Annotated in this window: 15 protein-coding genes; 8 read left to right on the plus strand and 7 right to left on the minus strand. The window is 51.3% G+C overall.

Annotation, left to right across the window (positions count from 1 at the left end; genetic code table 11):
• Positions 1-13: 13 nt before the first annotated feature.
• Together BEN74_RS16335 and alaS are read right to left on the minus strand one after the other, a co-directional pair.
• Complete coding sequence (locus BEN74_RS16335) at positions 14-415, minus strand: hypothetical protein (protein ID WP_068913745.1); 402 nt, start codon at positions 413-415, stop codon at positions 14-16.
• Between the two features lie 6 nt (positions 416-421).
• Complete coding sequence (gene alaS / locus BEN74_RS16340) at positions 422-3,121, minus strand: alanine--tRNA ligase (RefSeq protein WP_171404896.1); 2,700 nt, start codon at positions 3,119-3,121, stop codon at positions 422-424.
• 498 nt (positions 3,122-3,619) lie between these two features.
• Between alaS and BEN74_RS16350 the strand changes: the two genes are divergently transcribed.
• Positions 3,620-4,642, plus strand: coding sequence for a type I glyceraldehyde-3-phosphate dehydrogenase (locus BEN74_RS16350; RefSeq protein ID WP_068913752.1), 1,023 nt, complete (start codon positions 3,620-3,622; stop codon positions 4,640-4,642).
• A 174-nt stretch (positions 4,643-4,816) separates the two neighbouring features.
• Positions 4,817-5,116 carry a hypothetical protein gene (locus BEN74_RS16355; RefSeq protein ID WP_068913755.1) on the plus strand — a complete coding sequence of 100 codons (300 nt, stop codon included), beginning with the start codon at positions 4,817-4,819 and terminating at the stop codon, positions 5,114-5,116.
• A gap of 76 nt (positions 5,117-5,192) precedes the next feature.
• On the opposite strand, the gene BEN74_RS16360 is transcribed toward BEN74_RS16355, so the two are convergent.
• Entirely contained in the window at positions 5,193-5,492 is a 300-nt protein-coding gene (locus BEN74_RS16360; protein ID WP_068913757.1) for an AzlD family protein, read from the minus strand.
• On the minus strand, positions 5,489-6,235 hold the full coding sequence (locus BEN74_RS16365; RefSeq protein WP_068913759.1) for an AzlC family ABC transporter permease: 747 nt from the start codon (positions 6,233-6,235) through the stop codon (positions 5,489-5,491). The genes BEN74_RS16360 and BEN74_RS16365 overlap by 4 nt, the downstream gene beginning before the upstream one ends.
• Positions 6,236-6,381: 146 nt before the next feature.
• Between BEN74_RS16365 and BEN74_RS16370 the strand changes: the two genes are divergently transcribed.
• Complete coding sequence (locus BEN74_RS16370) at positions 6,382-6,837, plus strand: Lrp/AsnC family transcriptional regulator (protein ID WP_068913762.1); 456 nt, start codon at positions 6,382-6,384, stop codon at positions 6,835-6,837.
• A gap of 234 nt (positions 6,838-7,071) precedes the next feature.
• Here BEN74_RS16370 and BEN74_RS16375 read toward each other — a convergent pair whose 3' ends face one another.
• On the minus strand, positions 7,072-7,581 hold the full coding sequence (locus tag BEN74_RS16375) for a hypothetical protein (RefSeq protein WP_068913764.1): 510 nt from the start codon (positions 7,579-7,581) through the stop codon (positions 7,072-7,074).
• 385 nt (positions 7,582-7,966) lie between these two features.
• Between BEN74_RS16375 and BEN74_RS16385 the strand changes: the two genes are divergently transcribed.
• The 4 genes from BEN74_RS16385 (at position 7,967) to BEN74_RS16400 (ending at position 11,901) form a co-directional block, all read left to right on the plus strand.
• The gene (locus tag BEN74_RS16385) at positions 7,967-9,133 is read left to right on the plus strand and encodes an ATP phosphoribosyltransferase regulatory subunit (RefSeq protein WP_068913768.1); all 1,167 of its coding nucleotides are present in this window, start codon (positions 7,967-7,969) and stop codon (positions 9,131-9,133) included.
• Between the two features lie 70 nt (positions 9,134-9,203).
• Positions 9,204-10,523: an adenylosuccinate synthase gene (locus BEN74_RS16390; protein ID WP_068913770.1), complete on the plus strand. Its 1,320-nt coding sequence runs from the start codon at positions 9,204-9,206 to the stop codon at positions 10,521-10,523.
• A 174-nt stretch (positions 10,524-10,697) separates the two neighbouring features.
• Entirely contained in the window at positions 10,698-11,006 is a 309-nt protein-coding gene (locus tag BEN74_RS16395; RefSeq protein ID WP_068913773.1) for a hypothetical protein, read from the plus strand.
• Between the two features lie 115 nt (positions 11,007-11,121).
• Positions 11,122-11,901: a M48 family metallopeptidase gene (locus BEN74_RS16400; RefSeq protein WP_068913775.1), complete on the plus strand. Its 780-nt coding sequence runs from the start codon at positions 11,122-11,124 to the stop codon at positions 11,899-11,901.
• A gap of 147 nt (positions 11,902-12,048) precedes the next feature.
• On the opposite strand, the gene slyD is transcribed toward BEN74_RS16400, so the two are convergent.
• Both slyD and BEN74_RS16415 read right to left on the minus strand, forming a co-directional pair.
• Complete coding sequence (gene slyD / locus BEN74_RS16405; protein ID WP_068913778.1) at positions 12,049-12,531, minus strand: peptidylprolyl isomerase; 483 nt, start codon at positions 12,529-12,531, stop codon at positions 12,049-12,051.
• 394 nt (positions 12,532-12,925) lie between these two features.
• On the minus strand, positions 12,926-14,236 hold the full coding sequence (locus BEN74_RS16415) for a D-alanyl-D-alanine carboxypeptidase PBP6B (RefSeq protein WP_068913782.1): 1,311 nt from the start codon (positions 14,234-14,236) through the stop codon (positions 12,926-12,928).
• Positions 14,237-14,414: 178 nt separating this feature from the next.
• Between BEN74_RS16415 and BEN74_RS16420 the strand changes: the two genes are divergently transcribed.
• Entirely contained in the window at positions 14,415-16,118 is a 1,704-nt protein-coding gene (locus BEN74_RS16420; protein WP_068913783.1) for a M61 family metallopeptidase, read from the plus strand.
• Positions 16,119-16,126: the final 8 nt, after the last annotated feature.

The raw sequence follows: 16,126 nt of genomic DNA on the forward strand, positions 1-16,126 counted from the left end.
CAAGTAAATAAGTCTAAAGACTTAAAGCACTTACACATATTTTAAAACCGCTTTGAGCCGGCGGCTTCAATATACCACGTAGCACATAATTTTCCCCTTTTTTCAAAACGGGAAGCTTATATTGATACCTTGTGTCAGAGAGCCGGGTTGCTTGAACCCGGCCCTTTGGACTCCATAACTGCAGTCCTGTTAACGGCTTGGAATCTGTGCGGATAAATTCCAGTTTTACAGGCTGCCTGATGTAAATTCGATTGTAGACTTCACGGATGACAATCTTTTTTTCAACATAGTCAAACGGCATGAATTCGCAATAGGGCATCGGCCTGCTTGGCGCTGTCAGCTGATAATGCGTCCCGGCATGAAGCAGGGGGCTTATCAGCATTAAAGCGGCGCTCAGCAGGCCCAGCCTTGGCATTGAATTTTAGCCTTGTTTCTGCTCCAGCCAAGCGTTCAGGCCGGCCATTGCAGAAGCCAGCTTATCGCTCAGCGGCGCGCCGCCTTGCGCCAAGTCCGGCTTGCCGCCGCCTTTGCCGCCAAGTTCCTGGCTCAGGTGCTTGATGATGTCGCCGGCTTTTACTGCAGCCGTGAATTCTTTGGCAGCCGAAGCAATTAAGCTGACTTTGTCGCCGTCTACGCCGGCAATCACGATCACGGCATTTTCCAGCTTGGACTTAACGCCGTCATGCAGGCTGCGCAGCGCTTTTGCGTCGGTGTTTTGCACCGTGGTGATTAAAGTCGCGCGGCCGGCAATGGTCTGCACTTGGCTGAGCAGTTCCGTCGCCTGGAAGCTGGCAAGCTTCTGGTTCAGCTGCTCAATCTGCTTCTGCAGGCCGGAGGCTGTAGACGCCAGGCTTTCAACTTTTTCCACAGTCTGATCTTTCTGCGCTTTCAGCAAATCGTTGATTGCATGAATGTCACGGTCAGCTTTTTGCGCAGCTTCAAGCGCTTTCACGCCTGTAACCGCTTCAATGCGGCGCACGCCGGCAGCTACACCGCCTTCGGAAGTGATTTTGAACAGGCCGATATCACCTGTGCGCTTAACGTGAATACCGCCGCAAAGCTCAATCGAGAAGTTTTGCTCTTCAATAACTGAACCCATAGACAGGACGCGGACTTCATCACCGTACTTTTCGCCGAACAGCATCATCGCGCCTTTTTCTTTGGCCGCGTCAATGTCCAGCAGTTCGGTAGATACGGCCGTATTGGCAATCACTTCGCGGTTAACAATGCGTTCAATTTCCTGCAGCTGTTCAAATGTCACCGGCTGGTCATTGGCAAAGTCGAAACGCAGCAGCTCGCTGGCAACCAGTGAGCCTTTCTGCTGTACATGCGCGCCTAAAACTTGGCGCAGCGCAGCGTGCAGCAGGTGAGTCGCAGAGTGGTTGCGCGCAGTGGCTGCGCGCAGGTCTGCTTCCACAGCCGCTTCTACGCTTTGCGATGCTTTCAGGCTGCCCACGGTCACAATGCCCTGATGCACGAATGCGCCGCCGGACTTTTTAGTGTCCTGAACTTCAAAGATGCCGGTCTCATTTTTGAGGATGCCGGTATCGCCGACTTGGCCGCCGCTTTCCGCATAGAAAGGCGTCTGGTTCAGCACGATCAGCGCTTCATCGCCCTCAACGACTTCATCCACCTGTTCGCCGTCTTTATACAGGGCAATAATTTGACCTTGGCCTTGAGTTGCGTCATAGCCGTCAAACTGGGTTTCGCCTTCAACTTTCACAATGCTGTTGTAGTCAACGGCGAATTTGCCTGCATCGCGCGCGCGCTGGCGCTGCGCGGCCATTTCAACTTCAAAGCCGGCTTCGTCAATGGTTAAACCGCGTTCGCGGGCAATGTCAGCGGTTAAATCTGTCGGGAAGCCGTAAGTGTCATACAGCTTGAATACGGTTTCGCCCGCAATCACAGAACCTTTCAAGTTTGCCAATTCGCCTTCAAGCAGCTTCAAGCCCTGCTCTAAAGTTTTAGCGAACTGTTCTTCTTCTTTCAGCAGCTGCGCTTCAATGCGCGCTTTGTTGGCTTCAAGCTCAGGGTAGGCAGCGCCCATCACATCAATCAGCGGCTGCAGCATTTTATGGAAGAATGAGCCGGTTGCGCCCAGCTTGTTGCCGTGGCGCACTGCGCGGCGGATGATGCGGCGCAGCACATAGCCGCGGCCTTCATTTGACGGGTTCACGCCGTCCGCAATCAGGAAGCAGCATGAGCGCGCATGGTCAGCGACAACTTTCAGCGATGCAGGGTAGTCAGCCACTGCGCCTTTCGCCTGGGCATCCGCTTCGGCTTGGCTCATGTCTACGCCGATAATTTCAGCGGCGGATTTCAATAAGTGCTGGAACAGGTCAATTTCATAGTTTGAATTGACATGCTGCAGAACTGCTGAAATGCGCTCTAAACCCATGCCGGTATCAACAGAAGGGGCAGGGAGGTTGTGCAGCACGCCGTCCGCAGTGCGGTTGAACTGCATGAATACGTTGTTCCAGATTTCAATAAAGCGGTCGCCGTCTTCTTCAGGCGTGCCCGGCAGGCCGCCCCAGATGTGGTCGCCATGGTCAAAGAAAATTTCAGAACATGGACCGCAAGGGCCAGTATCGCCCATTGCCCAGAAGTTGTCTGATGCGTATTTGCCGCCTTTATTGTCGCCAATGCGGATAATGCGGCTGGCGTCTAAGCCAATTTCCTTGTTCCAGATTTCAAACGCTTCGTCATCGGTATGGTAAACGGTGGCGTATAATTTGTCTTTCGGCAGCGCCAGCCATTCATCGCCGGTTAAAAATTCCCAGGCGAATTTGATGGCGTCGCGCTTAAAGTAGTCGCCAAACGAAAAGTTGCCCAGCATTTCAAAGAAAGTATGGTGGCGCGCTGTATAGCCGACATTGTCCAAGTCGTTGTGCTTGCCGCCCGCGCGTACGCATTTTTGTGATGTTGTTGCGCGCACATAATCGCGTTTTTCCAATCCAAGGAAGCAGTCTTTAAACTGGTTCATCCCTGCATTGGTGAAAAGCAGAGTAGGGTCATTGGCAGGTACAAGTGAACTCGACGCGACACGTGTATGTCCTTGCGATTCAAAGTAACGCAAAAATGCTTCACGTATTTCAGCAGTTGTCATAATACGAGTACTCACAACCAAGTCACTCCTTAATTTCCGGTTTGGCTTATAGTTTCTCAGGCGGAGCTGGCTTTTTATCAGGCTGGCTTGAGAGACTGGCTTAAAATTTTTAAAACGCCAAATTATAACGGAAAAAGCTGTATCGACCAATGTTTTTCAATGAACTATGCTGCTTTTTGCGGAATTCAAAAAATCCGGCTATTCCGCCGGAAAAAGCGGATAAATCAATTGAAAGCGGCGGCAATTCCGGCGGCGCTGCAGGGCTTTTTGCGCCGCCTGCCAGATATCCGCGGCGCCTGCGGTTGGCTTCAGGCTGCGCGCTGCATGGCTGTCCAGCCTGATAAAATTCAAGCGCTTGCATTGCGGCGGCTGGATATTTTGCGCAAAGCGGGCTGCAGGGTGGAAAATGCAGCTAGGCTGAATAAGCCTTAATTGAATAAATGATAACGGTTTGCGCAGGAAATCCATTAACATATAGGCGCTTTGTAATTGTTCCAAAATGAAGGATAAGTCATGCAGCGAGTGGCAATTAATGGATTTGGCCGAATTGGGCGCAACGTTCTGCGCGCGTGGTTTGAAAATCCTAAACAATTCCATTTTGAAATTGCCGCCATCAATGATATTGCGGATGCGGAAACGCTGCTGCATCTGTTCAGATACGATTCAACCCACGGGCGCTTTCACGGCGCTGCGGCCATAGAGGCCGAAGAGGGCCGGCAGTATTTAAGCATCCAGGCGGGCGCATCGGCCTTGCGGGTGCAGATCCTGTGCGAAGCCCAGCCGGCGCAGCTGCCGTGGCGGGAACTGAATATTGATGTGGTTTTGGAATGCACCGGGCTGTTCCGCTCGCGCGAAGCGGCGACACAGCACATTGCAGCCGGCGCCAAGCGGGTGATTATCGGGGCAGCGCCTTTTGACAGCGTAGATGCGGCCATTGTATATGGCGTCAACCATCATGATGTAAAAGCTGCCGATCAGATTATTTCCAGTGTGTCCTGCACCACGCAGGCTTTGGTGCCGCTGGTTAAAATTATTGATGACGCCTTCGGCATAGAATCCGCCATGATGACGGAAATTCACGCGGTGACGGCAGATCAGTCCGTGCTGGATCATGCGCACCGCGATCTGCGCCGCGCGCGCGCGTCCGGGCAGAACATTATTCCGACCACATCGTCCGCGCTGGGCGCGCTGAAGCAGGTGATGCCGAAAATGGAAAACCGCATTGACGGCTTTTCAATCCGGGTGCCGACCATTAATGTGGCGGCGATAGATTTGACCTTTATTGCGCAGTCGCCGGTCACTGTGCATAAAATGAATGAAGTGCTGGTAAAATCCGCTGCGCAGGATTATGCCTCGATTATGGCCGTGACCGATGAGCCGCTGGTGTCCAGCGATTTCAACCATTCGCCTTATTCGCTGATTGTGGATTTGAGCCAGACCATGGCGGTTGGGCGCCAGGCTAAAGTATTCGCCTGGTATGATAATGAATGGGGCTATGCAAACCGGCTGCTGGATTTGTGCGAATCCTTTGCATAATGAGCCATATGCAGCGCCGCGCAGCAAAGCATGTGCGGAGCCGGTTGAAAGCAGCTGTGCGGGCCGGGCAGGCTGCTTTTGATCGCAAAAATGGCGAATTGCTGTTTTTTCTCAGAATATTGACGCGGATTTTGGTTAAGATAAGCCTTATTAAATCTATAAAGAGTAGCGCCGATGATTTTATTATGGGGATTTATTTTTCTGCTGTCGCTGGCGGTTCTTTTCCTGATCTGGCTGCAGTTCAAGAATCAGGAAGATAATGCGGAAGTCGCAGCGAACTTTCATCTGGAAGAAAAAATCGTGCATCTGGAAGAGAACCTGAGAAAAACGCTGGAAATCATGCAGGACTTGGCCAAAAAAATGCACGTGCAGCAGGAAGCGCTGGATCAGACCTCACATAAGCTGCAGCAGGTGGAGCTGCAGAATGCGGAGCTGGTGAATTTGCTGGCGAAGGTGGTCAGCCCTAAAGACTGATTCAATCTTAAATTATTTTGAAAATAAACGCGTTGAAAGCCCCTTTGTATGATCGGCAAAGGGGCTTTTTTATGGATTAGGCCAAGGCCAGCCTTAACACGGCTGCCGAGGCCATGCTGACGGCAACCGTCGGCAGCAGGGAAAAGCGCGAGGCTGCTAGCAGGGCAACGGCAATGGCGATCAGGTCAGCCGGATTGTCCCTGACAAAATAAGGCGCAATTACCGAGATCAGCACGCAGCCCGGAACCACTTCTAAAATCTGGCGCTGCTTAGCGCTCAGGGTTTTATTTTTCAGCAGGACATAGCCTAAGACGCGGGTCAGGTAGGTCGTGGCTGCAATAAACAGGATGGCGGTCAGCGTAGCGGAATGAATCATGCGTCATCTCCGGTTAAAAACAGGGCGGAAGCAATGCCGCAGACCGCGCCTATAGGCACATGCCAGCCCGCAGGCAGGTACAGATAGGCCAAAGCCGCCGCCGCTAAGCTGACCAGCCACGGGCGCGCTGCCCGCAGGCCTTTCCACATGCCGCGCAGCAGCACCAAAAATACCGCCGGAAAAGCCATGTCAAAGCCGAAGCGGTTAATGTCGCCCAGTACCGGGCCAATCACCGCGCCTAAAGCCGTGAAGCCGACCCACATGATGTATAAAGCGGCGCATAGGCCTGCATAGAACATCATGCTGAACGCGCGCTGACGGCCCAGAAAGCTTTGCTTCTTTTGCGCATCGGCCAGGCCCAGCGCCCAGCTTTCATCGCACATGAAAAACAGCGCGGAAAAAGCAGTTCTATTGGGCAAGTGGCGCAAGTAAGGCGCCAAGCTGGCGCCCATCAATAAATGCCTGCTGTTGACTAAAAAAGTAATGAACATCAGCATGATGATGTTGGGCGGATTGGTCCAGACCTCTAAAATGGCAAATTCAGAGCCGCCGGCGAAATTCAGCCCGGTGAGCAGCGGCACTTCTAGCGCTGAAAAGCCCTTTTGCGCGGCTTGCGCGCCAAGCACCAGGGCAAAGGGAATAATGGCCAGCAGCAGCGGAATGGATATTTTCAGGCCGCGCTTGAATTCTGAAAATCTATCCGATGCTGTTAAATCCGCCGCAGCGGTCCGGAACGTCAGCATGAGGTTCTGCCCAATCAAAAAAACTGAAGCACTGATTTTAGGGCGGCGGCCTTGGCATTGGGCGCTTTATTTTATTTTTAAAGCGCTGTTTTTAGCATAAAATTGCGCTAAATTTATAAAAAGCAGCATAAGGTGCCGGCTTCAAGATGGATCAGATTGATAGAAGAATACTTCAAGCGCTGCAGCGCAACGGAAGGCTGCAGAATGTTGAACTGGCGCAAATTGTCGGGCTGTCACCGTCGCCGTGCCTGCGCCGCGTCAAGCAGCTGGAGGATGACGGCATTATTGAAAAATATGTCGCGCTGCTGAATCCGCAGAAAGTGAATTTAGGCCTGACGGTTTTTGCGCGGATTTGGCTGAAAGGGCAGGATGCAAAAACCGTAAATGCCTTTGTCGACGCCATTCAGTCCATGGAGGAAGTGGTGGAATGCCAGCTGATGGCGGGCGACTGCGATTTTTTCCTGCGCATTATGGTGGCGGATTTGGATGCCTACCGGAAATTTCAGATTCAGCGCCTGAATAAAATTGCCAGCATTCAGAATGTCAAAACTGAAATTCCCCTGCAGAAAATCAAGCAGACGACAGCGCTGCCGCTGCTTTAATGCAGCATGAAGGCGGACTGTACTGGACTTCTTTCATACGTCATTTTTTAACGATATTTAATTCGCAATCGGAATTCCCTCTCCTTTTTAAGGAGGTTTGCGCTGAGTACTGCTCAGAGTGAAGGTTTTATTAAAAAATCCCCTCATCCTAACCTTCTCCCAAAGGAGAAGGAACTTTCAATATTAATGTTACTGCCAATCGATTATCACCTGTTGGCTTATGAAAGAGAGCTATTATTTCCCGTTTAAAAAGCCTTCTTTGATTTTCGCCGGCATATCCGCATGCCACCATGCGTAAATATTGGCTTTGATTTCTTCGTCTTCTTCCGGATCATTCAGCGGCTCATCATCTTCGCGGATCAGCTCATCGCCTTCGAACTTAAACCAGAATTCCCAAGGATCGTCATCGCCGCAGCCCCAGGCCTGAGCATGAATGTCCGGAACCAGCGCTTTAATGAAAAACAGAATGGCTTCCATAAATTCATCGCCGGATGAGCCATGCACAAAATGCGCAACTGAATAGCCTTCGACAGGGTATAAAAGTTCCGGCCCCAGGTCGTATTCAAGATTGTCCACGCTGTCTAAAATTTCTGTAGCCAGCTCGGCGCCGTGCTGCGGATTGATTTCGCTGGCGAGCGCAATGAATTTGTCCGCATCGCCCTGATGGGTTTCAAAGAGGCGGCCAAGCTTCGCCATGATTTCAGCATCGGCGTGCCTGTAATATAAGTTGCTGTGCAGTTCCATGATGTTCCCCTGTAAAATTAAGGCTTGAAAATCAGTTAAATATACTTGTTGGATTTGATTGTTTATTGGGCCTGAATGACAAGGATTATAGGGTAAATTTTCCCGGAAGCAATTTTTTATTGCATAAAAAAACGCCGCCAGTCAAGGCGCAGCAGGAGTGCTGGCGCTGGCTTTTCGGAAGCAGGGAAGCGCTGATTTTGCCTGGCTTTTTCAGCAGCTTATGCCGGACCGGCGCTGCCGGGCGGATTTGAGGCGATAAATCATAATTTTCCTGAATTGGCGGGTGCATGGCTAAAACGAACGTGCTACACTAGGAGAAATCGGGTGTGCTCCCGATTTTTTTATGCGGATTATTTCCGCGCTGACCAGTATTTAGGCTTACAACATGCCCATTTCAGAGACATGGTTATTACCTGATGGTGTAGCTGACGTATTACCAGAACAGGCGCAAGTAATTGAAACTTTGCGCCGCGAAGCATTGGATTTCCTCGCATCCCGGGGCTATCAGCTGGTGTACACGCCATTTATCGAATACATTGAATCTCTTTCTTCTCTTTCAGAATCGAATCAAGATTTAGACTTAGCTACTTTTAAAGTTATTGACCAGCTTTCTGGCCGTCTGCTTGGCGTGCGCGCCGATATGACGCCGCAAGTGGCGCGCATTGATGCGCATGTGCATCCGGTCGAAGGCGTAGCGCGCTACTGCTATGCCGGCACCGTTCTGCATACCAAGCCGCAGGGCTTTAATACTACGCGCGCGCCGCTGCAGCTGGGCGCTGAATTGTTCGGTTCTGACAGCATTGATGCAGACGTTGAAATGGTTGACCTCATGCTCAGCCTGATTCAAAACGCAGGCTTGGCTGAGGGCATCCATCTGGACTTGGGCCATGTCGGGCTGTTCCGCAGCCTGGTGAAGCAGGCGGGCTTATCCAAAGCGGAGGAACGCCAGCTTTCAGATCTGTATCAGCGCAAAGCTTTACCGGAACTGGCTGAATTTACTAAAGAATTAAAGTTCGGCGCAGATTTTTACACGCTGGGCCGCTACGCCAGCGATCTGGATGCGCTTCAGGCGAATTTAAGCGCGGAAATTATTGCAGACGCAGAGTTCAAGCACGCTTTTGATGCGGTGAAAACAACGCAATCAGAAATTCAGGCGCGCTGGCCGGAGCTGCATATCGGCATTGATGTGGTGGAGCTGCGCTCATACCACTACCATACCGGCTTAATGTATGCGGTATATGCGCCAAACCGCGCAGCGCCATTGGCTCAAGGCGGGCGCTATGACGGCATTGGCGAGCATTTTGGACGCGCGCGTCCTGCAACGGGCTTTTCTTGCGACTTGTATGCGCTGTGCGCAGGCCAGTTCAAGCAGATTGAAACCGTTGTTGCGCCGAAGGGCGCAGATAAGGCATTGCTTCAAGCCATTGCCGCCGTGCGCGCGCAAGGCTCAAGCGTGATTCAGTTATTAGGTAATGACGATTTAAGCTCTGTGCCGAATGCAACGCGCCAATTGGTTCTTGCAGCCGGCGAGTGGACAGTCGAAACAGTTTAATTGCAGAGCTGAATGTTCATGTCATTCAGTTCCGCTTTCAATTTTAACAGCATGATGTAATGAGGCTATTATGGGCAAGAATGTTGTGGTACTGGGTACCCAATGGGGCGACGAAGGCAAAGGCAAGATCGTCGACCTGCTCACAGATCAGGCGGCTGCGGTTGTCCGCTATCAGGGCGGGCACAACGCGGGTCACACACTTGTAGTTGGTGGTAAGAAAACTGTATTGCACCTCATTCCATCAGGCATTTTACGTGAAAACGTACTGTGCTTAATTGGTAATGGTGTGGTGCTTTCACCTGCTGCTTTAATCGAAGAAATGGACATTCTTGAAAAAGAAGGCGTGCCGGTTAAAGAGCGCTTGCGCATTTCTCCAAACTGCCCGCTGATTCTTCCGAACCATATTGCGCTTGACCAGGCGCGTGAGAAAAAACGCGGCAATGCAAAAATCGGCACTACAGGCCGCGGCATTGGCCCTGCGTATGAAGATAAAGTTGCGCGCCGCGCAGTCCGTGTTGCGGACTTGGTTCGCGGCGGCGAGCATTTGAAAGCTCAGCTGACAGAGCTGCTGGAATACCATAACTTCCAATTGACTCAATTCTACGGCGTAGAAGCGGTTAAGCTGGAAGATGTGATTGCGCTGTGCGACCAATGGCGCGAAGTTGTCGCTCCGCTGGTTGTAGATGTGACTTCTGAACTGCATAACTACCGTAAAAACGGCGACAACATTATGTTTGAAGGCGCGCAAGGCTCACTGCTTGACGTAGACCACGGCACATATCCGTATGTGACCTCTTCAAACACGACTGCGGGCGGCGTAAGCTCTGGTTCAGGCCTTGGCCCATTGCACCTTGACTATGTCTTGGGTATTACCAAAGCTTATACAACGCGTGTAGGCGCAGGCCCGTTCCCGACTGAACTGGTTTATGACGCTGCCAATGACGTGGGCGATGCAATCGGCAAGCACCTCGGCACCAAAGGTTCTGAGTTTGGCGCGTCTACTGGCCGCCAGCGCCGCTGCGGCTGGTTCGATGCAGAAATCCTGCGCCGTTCTGTAGATGTAAACTCGCTTTCCGGCATTTGCCTGACTAAGCTTGACGTTCTTGACGGCTTGGAAGAAGTGAAAATCTGCGTAGGCTACGAAGCTGCGGATTCCGGCTGTGTCGGTTCTTCCGATGCGCTGGCATTTGAAACCTTGAAGCCAATCTACGAAACAATGCCGGGCTGGTCTGAGTCGACTTTCGGCGCGAAAAGCCTTGATCAGCTGCCGCAAAATGCAATTGATTACATCAAGCGCATTGAGCAGTTGATTGAATGCCCAATCGACATCATTTCTACCGGTCCAGACCGTGAAGAAACTATGATCTTGCGCCATCCGTTCCAGGCTTAATATCCGCTGGAATTGAGCTGATCGAAGGCCCCGCAGTTGCGGGGCTTTTTTATGGCTGCGGATGCTCCGGCAGCGGCGGGCGCGCAGGTCAAGACTAAAGTTGCAGGACTGCCTGCTGTACAGATTGGGCGGAGTTGCTAAAATCAAGGCGAGTCATATTTCAGGCTATGCAGGATGCAGAAAAATATTTCCGGAACCATCTTCTATTCTTTGCTGTTTGCCATGGGCGGCGCGCCGACCATCGCAATGATGATCATCCGCGCGCAGACGCAGAATCCCGCCATTATTTACAATGCGCTGATCGGGCTGTCGGTGATTATTGCCTGCATTCTGGTGCCGCTGATTTTAATCCAGAATGCCTACCTGTTTTTCAAGCGCAAGGATGAAGTGCTGGAAGCCCGGATTGAACCTTTGTGCCGGTTTTATCTGGTTTTAAATGGCGGCTGCCTGGCCTACTGGCTGTATATTCAATTTTTAGCATAATATCTTTACATAATTCCTATGATTATGCGCTTTATCTCCGTTTAACCTCCAAAGCTAAAGAATATAATTGCGGTAATTTAATCATGCTTTCCTGCAGGTTTTGGAGTCCTGGATAATGAATAAGAATATTTTGATGAGTTTCTGCGCAGCCGGCGCTGTGGCGCTTTCCGGCTGTACAACTGTTGCTGAAATGGCCGGGGCGGATACTGCTACGCTGAATGCGTCCGCTGCGCAAAACTATACGAAAATGGTTGCGGACGCAAAATCAAAGAATCAGCTGGATATGTCTTCCAGCACCTATAAGCGCGTAAACAGCGTCTTTTTGCGCCTGAAGCCTTATGCAGACCAAATGAACCAAACCGGTCAAGCCTTCCAATGGCAATTGGCGGTCATGAAGTCCAATGAGCTGAATGCTTTTGTTGCGCCGGGCGGAAAAGTTGTTGTGTATACCGGAATTGTGAACCGGCTGAATTTAACCGATGCTGAAATTGCAGCGATCATGGGCCATGAAATGGTGCATGCGCTGGAAGAGCATTCCAAGCAGAAAATTGGCGCGCAGGCGCTGACGGATTTAGCGCTGAATATTGGCCTAAGCGCCGCAGGGGACAGTGTTGGGCAGTTTGGAACGGCAGCTGCTCAGCTGGGCAGCCAAATCGGCATTGGCTTGCCGTATTCACGCAGCCTGGAAAGCCGCGCCGACCAAGGCGGCCTGCTGCTGATGGCGAAAGCCGGCTATAACCCGCAGGCAGCCATTACGCTATGGGAAAAAATGAACAAGCTGGAAGGCGCCGGCGGCTCTGCATTCCTGTCGACTCACCCATCCAATGGCCAGCGCATTGAAGCGATGCGCAAAAACCTGCCGGCAGCGCAGCAGATTTACAATCAGCGCAGATAAGCTGCAGTGCAAATTTCAGCTGAAAAGCAGAGCATCGCCTCTGCTTTTTTATTGCCTCAAGTGCGCTGCGCAGATGCGCATGCCGATCTTCAGGCATAAAAAAAGGCAAAGCCGCTGGCTTTGCCTTCTTGTCAGACTGTTGAGGTCTTAGTGGTGGTGGCCGCCCGCACCGTGTACATGGCCGTGATCCAGCTCTTCTTGAGAAGCGTCGCGGATTTCTACGATTTCAACTTCAAAAGTAAGGTCTTGGCCAGCAAGCGGGAAGTTTGCATCAACAACAACGTTGTCGCCTTCAACTGCTTTAACAGTCACAATTTGAACGCCGTCATCAGTTTGCGCTTGGAACTGCATGCCGGCTTGAATGTTGTCAACGCCTTGGAACATTTGCGCAGGAACTTCTTGCACGAGGTCTGGGTTGTATTCGCCGTAACCTTCAGCTGCAGGAACGTTTACTGTGAATTTTTCACCTACAGTTTTGCCTTCCAATGCTTTTTCCAGGCCAGGAATGATGTTGCCTGCACCGTGCAAATAGGCAAGTGGTTCGCCTTGAGATTGGTCAAGCGTTTCACCTTCAGCATTAGTCAATGTGTAGTGGAAAGAAACCACAAGGTCATTTGCAATAGCAGTCATGTTATTGATCCATTCAATTTTTTAAGGGTACATCATAAAGTGAAATTGCTTTTTTGTAGACCGAATTTACGAAAAAAAAGCATTTTCAGCATTTATATGATGGTTTTTTCATTAATAAGGGCGAATCTGAAAATTTCAATGCCATTTTATTCTTTGGCCATTTTTTCTGCTTGAAAAGTCTTGAGCGATGGGCCGGCCTGCATAGCTATAGCCATAATTTGGCGCCCGATGCAGGCGGTCAGCCGCATCTCATCGGCCTGGCTGTCGGCCGCAATTCTGCGCAGCGCGTTCTTGCTTATTTACAGTGTTCAAAGCCGATGTTTTTGCATAAAAAAGACGGCAGGAAGAGCCGTCTTTATTTTTTAGGGGGCTTGCGTTTGCGCTGCCGGACCGCTTACTGCAGCGGGTAGGTTTTTACCGCGCGGGTATCGCTGGAGAAGATTCCGAATAAGCTCTTGACCCAGAACAGGAAGCGTTCAAAAACATTGGCTTCTTCAATATGGACGTCATCTTCAATATCAATGCTGTTGATCAGCTGATTATTTTGATAAACATTAATGGTCGCCAGCTTCATGACTTGCGCCAAGGGCGCGGTCAGCAGCTTTTCATTGATTTCAACATTCATGTGGGTCTGGGTCTGCTGCAGCGGCTCAATGCTCTGCACAATGCTATTGCCCATATCCAGCATAATGCGCTGATGCGGCTGGTCAAAAGTGTTCATGTCAATGGTTAATGCCGGATCATACAGCGAAGTGGTAATCAGCTGCGGCTGCTTGGTTTCAACTTTGAACATTTTCAGCGTGGACTTGATGACCGGCAGTTCCGCAATCAGCTGCTTATCCTTAATGGCGACTTCATTGCGGGTATAGGTATAGGCCAGATTCATCAGCTTATGCGCAGTTTCAGCCCGTTTGGCGGCGCTTTTGGTGCCCATCACGACTACAATCAGGCGGCGGTCCGGCTGGTTGTACAGGCCAGCAGGGCGGTTGGCGGTCAGCGCCAGATTATAGCCGGCAGCCTTGGTAAAGCCGGTTTTCATGCCGTCGACCGTCGGGTCCTGATTCAGCAGGATATTGGTCGCTCTGTGAAAGCGGTTGTTGTAGCTGAAGCTGGTCTGCTTGGAATACGTCAGGTATTCAGGCGTTTCCTGCACCAGGGCGCGCCCTAAGCGCGCCAAGTCGGCTGCCGAGGAATAATGCTCCGGCATTGTGATGCCGGCCGGATTCTGAAAATGGGTGTCATTCATGCCCAGCGCCTTGGCTTCTTTATTCATCCGCTCAACAAACTGCGGAACGCCGCCGGAAATTTTTTCCGCCAAAGTGACCGCAGCGTCGTTGGCGGACATGACAATCAAGCCCGCCAAAAGGTGATCGACTGTAATCTGCTCGCCTTGCTTCAGGTACATTTGCGACTCATCCCACTGCACCATATTCACCACAGGGGTTGCCGTCAGCACTTCATTTTTATTCAGGCGGCCGGCTTTGATTTCTTTCAGCGCAACATAGGCCACCATCATTTTGGTTAAGGATGCCGGGGCGCGCTGAACATGGCTGTTGTGTTCGGCAATGATCTGGCCTGACTGCGGGTCAAGGATAGTCCAAGCCTCGGCTTCTACGGTTGCAGGGTTGATGTTGAGCAGGGCAGCATTGGCTATCGTGGAGCATAAAGCGCACAGCGCCACGATAAAGTAGATCACGCGTTTCAATGGAATTCCTTAAGGCCCATCCCTGAGCCCAAAAATGCAAAAAATTTAAGGAATGCTATGCCTTTTTGTTTCTGCTGACTAGTCTTAATTGCTGACAATTGGCGCAGTTCCGCATCACTGCAGCAAAAAATGTTAAGCTTATAGCCAAGTTATCTTTTTTTATTTTGTATTGCCCATTATGCTGCATTATCAAATCGAATTTGACGATTACCGTCAGCACCTTATTCATGTTACCGCGCGCTTTCTGGCAGACCCGACGCAGGTGCTTTCCCTGCCTTCCTGGATTCCGGGCAGCTATTTAATCCGTGAATTTTCCAAGCATATTGAAGCTGTGCGCGCATATGATGAAGACGGGCGGCTGCTGAAAATTCAGAAATTTGAAAAGAATAAATGGCGCCTGTTCAATACCGATCATGAGCTGATTACCGTTGAATATGATGTGTACGCCTATGATCTGTCGGTGCGCGGCGCCTATGCGGATCAGACGCGCTTCTATGTCAATCCGGCCTGCGCATGCCTTGGCTTGGACGGGCAGCAGGACAAGGCCATTGAGGTGGAGGTATTCCTGCCGGATGAATTGAAGCATTTTCAATTGGCCACAGGCTTGAAGTCTAAAAGCCTGGTGAAAGGGCGCTATACCTTATATGCGGATAATTATGCCCAGCTGATTGATGCGCCGTTTGAGCTGGCGGAGCAGAGCCGTTTCAGCTTTGAGGCTAATGGCATTGCGCATGAGTTTGTCATTTCCGGCAAGCACGCCATGAATGCGCAGCGCATGCAGCAGGATCTTGAAAAAATCTGCAGCGCCGGCATTGCCATGTTCGGTTCAGCGCCATTTAAAGACTATACCTTTATGACCATGGCGACAGGCAGCAGCTACGGCGGTTTAGAGCATCCGAACAGCACCAGCCTGATTACCCCGCGTGAAGACTTGCCGAAAGCAGATGAGCCTGAAGAGCCGTCGAAAGACTATCAGCGCTTTCTGGGCCTGTGCAGCCATGAATATTTCCACGCTTGGCTGGTGAAATTCATTCGCCCGGAAAATTTTGTCAACTATGACCTGAACCGGGAAGGCTACACCTCTCTGCTGTGGATTTTTGAAGGCTTCACTTCGTATTATGATGATTTGATGCTGCTGCGCAGCGGCGTGATTCATCAGGAGTCTTATCTGGCCCTGCTGAAAACCCAGATTGACCGCTATCTGCAGAATCCGGGGCGCTTCATTCAGTCAGTATCTGAATCCAGCTTTGACGCGTGGGTAAAGTTCTACCGTCAGGATGAAAACTCCAATAATGCCGGCACCAGCTACTACAATAAAGGCAGCCTGGTGGCGCTTTGCCTGGACTTAGGCTTGCGCCTGCGCGGTTCCAGCCTGGACGCTTTAATGCGCAAGCTGTATGAAAATGCGCAGAACGGCATTCAAGTGCATGAGCGCACGGTCTTTGAGCTGTGCCAGGAGCTCACCGGCGACAGCTGGGTGGAACAGATTAATCATCTGATTAATACCACCGATGAATTGCCTCTGGATCAGCTGCTGCCGGAGTTTGGCCTGAGCTATGCTCTGCAGCATGACAAAACGCTGCCGTTTGGCCTGAAAGCAGCGGACAAGCCGGAAGGCGTGCTGGTGCAGTCAGCCCGCCGTGACGGCGCAGCAGCTAAGGCAGGGCTCTCCGCCAATGATGTGATTATCGCCATAGACGGCTTAAAGGCTTCTGAAAAGCTGCTGGCGCAATACGCGAAACAGGCCGGCGCATTTACCGTGCATGCCTTCCGCCGTGATGAGCTGATGCAGTTTGATGTGCAGGGTGCTGAAACGGATTTGACCGCTGCCGAGCTTAAAGTGGCGGATCAGGCCAAAGCGGACAAGTGGCTCAAGGGCTGATTGGCCGG

This window comes from Acinetobacter sp. WCHAc010034, assembly GCF_001696615.3.
Taxonomy (GTDB): domain Bacteria; phylum Pseudomonadota; class Gammaproteobacteria; order Pseudomonadales; family Moraxellaceae; genus Acinetobacter.

What these genes read in the sequence shown, in the direction of transcription:
- BEN74_RS16375 (WP_068913764.1), bottom strand. Translation starts at nt 7,581, where the DNA reads ATGGAACTGCACAGCAACTTATATTACAGGCACGCCGATGCTGAAATC.
- slyD (WP_068913778.1), bottom strand. Translation starts at nt 12,531, where the DNA reads ATGACTGCTATTGCAAATGACCTTGTGGTTTCTTTCCACTACACATTG.
- BEN74_RS16360 (WP_068913757.1), bottom strand. Translation starts at nt 5,492, where the DNA reads ATGATTCATTCCGCTACGCTGACCGCCATCCTGTTTATTGCAGCCACG.
- BEN74_RS16355 (WP_068913755.1), top strand. Translation starts at nt 4,817, where the DNA reads ATGATTTTATTATGGGGATTTATTTTTCTGCTGTCGCTGGCGGTTCTT.
- BEN74_RS16395 (WP_068913773.1), top strand. Translation starts at nt 10,698, where the DNA reads ATGCAGAAAAATATTTCCGGAACCATCTTCTATTCTTTGCTGTTTGCC.
- BEN74_RS16365 (WP_068913759.1), bottom strand. Translation starts at nt 6,235, where the DNA reads ATGCTGACGTTCCGGACCGCTGCGGCGGATTTAACAGCATCGGATAGA.
- BEN74_RS16400 (WP_068913775.1), top strand. Translation starts at nt 11,122, where the DNA reads ATGAATAAGAATATTTTGATGAGTTTCTGCGCAGCCGGCGCTGTGGCG.
- BEN74_RS16390 (WP_068913770.1), top strand. Translation starts at nt 9,204, where the DNA reads ATGGGCAAGAATGTTGTGGTACTGGGTACCCAATGGGGCGACGAAGGC.
- BEN74_RS16335 (WP_068913745.1), bottom strand. Translation starts at nt 415, where the DNA reads ATGCCAAGGCTGGGCCTGCTGAGCGCCGCTTTAATGCTGATAAGCCCC.
- BEN74_RS16370 (WP_068913762.1), top strand. Translation starts at nt 6,382, where the DNA reads ATGGATCAGATTGATAGAAGAATACTTCAAGCGCTGCAGCGCAACGGA.
- BEN74_RS16420 (WP_068913783.1), top strand. Translation starts at nt 14,415, where the DNA reads ATGCTGCATTATCAAATCGAATTTGACGATTACCGTCAGCACCTTATT.
- BEN74_RS16385 (WP_068913768.1), top strand. Translation starts at nt 7,967, where the DNA reads ATGCCCATTTCAGAGACATGGTTATTACCTGATGGTGTAGCTGACGTA.
- BEN74_RS16350 (WP_068913752.1), top strand. Translation starts at nt 3,620, where the DNA reads ATGCAGCGAGTGGCAATTAATGGATTTGGCCGAATTGGGCGCAACGTT.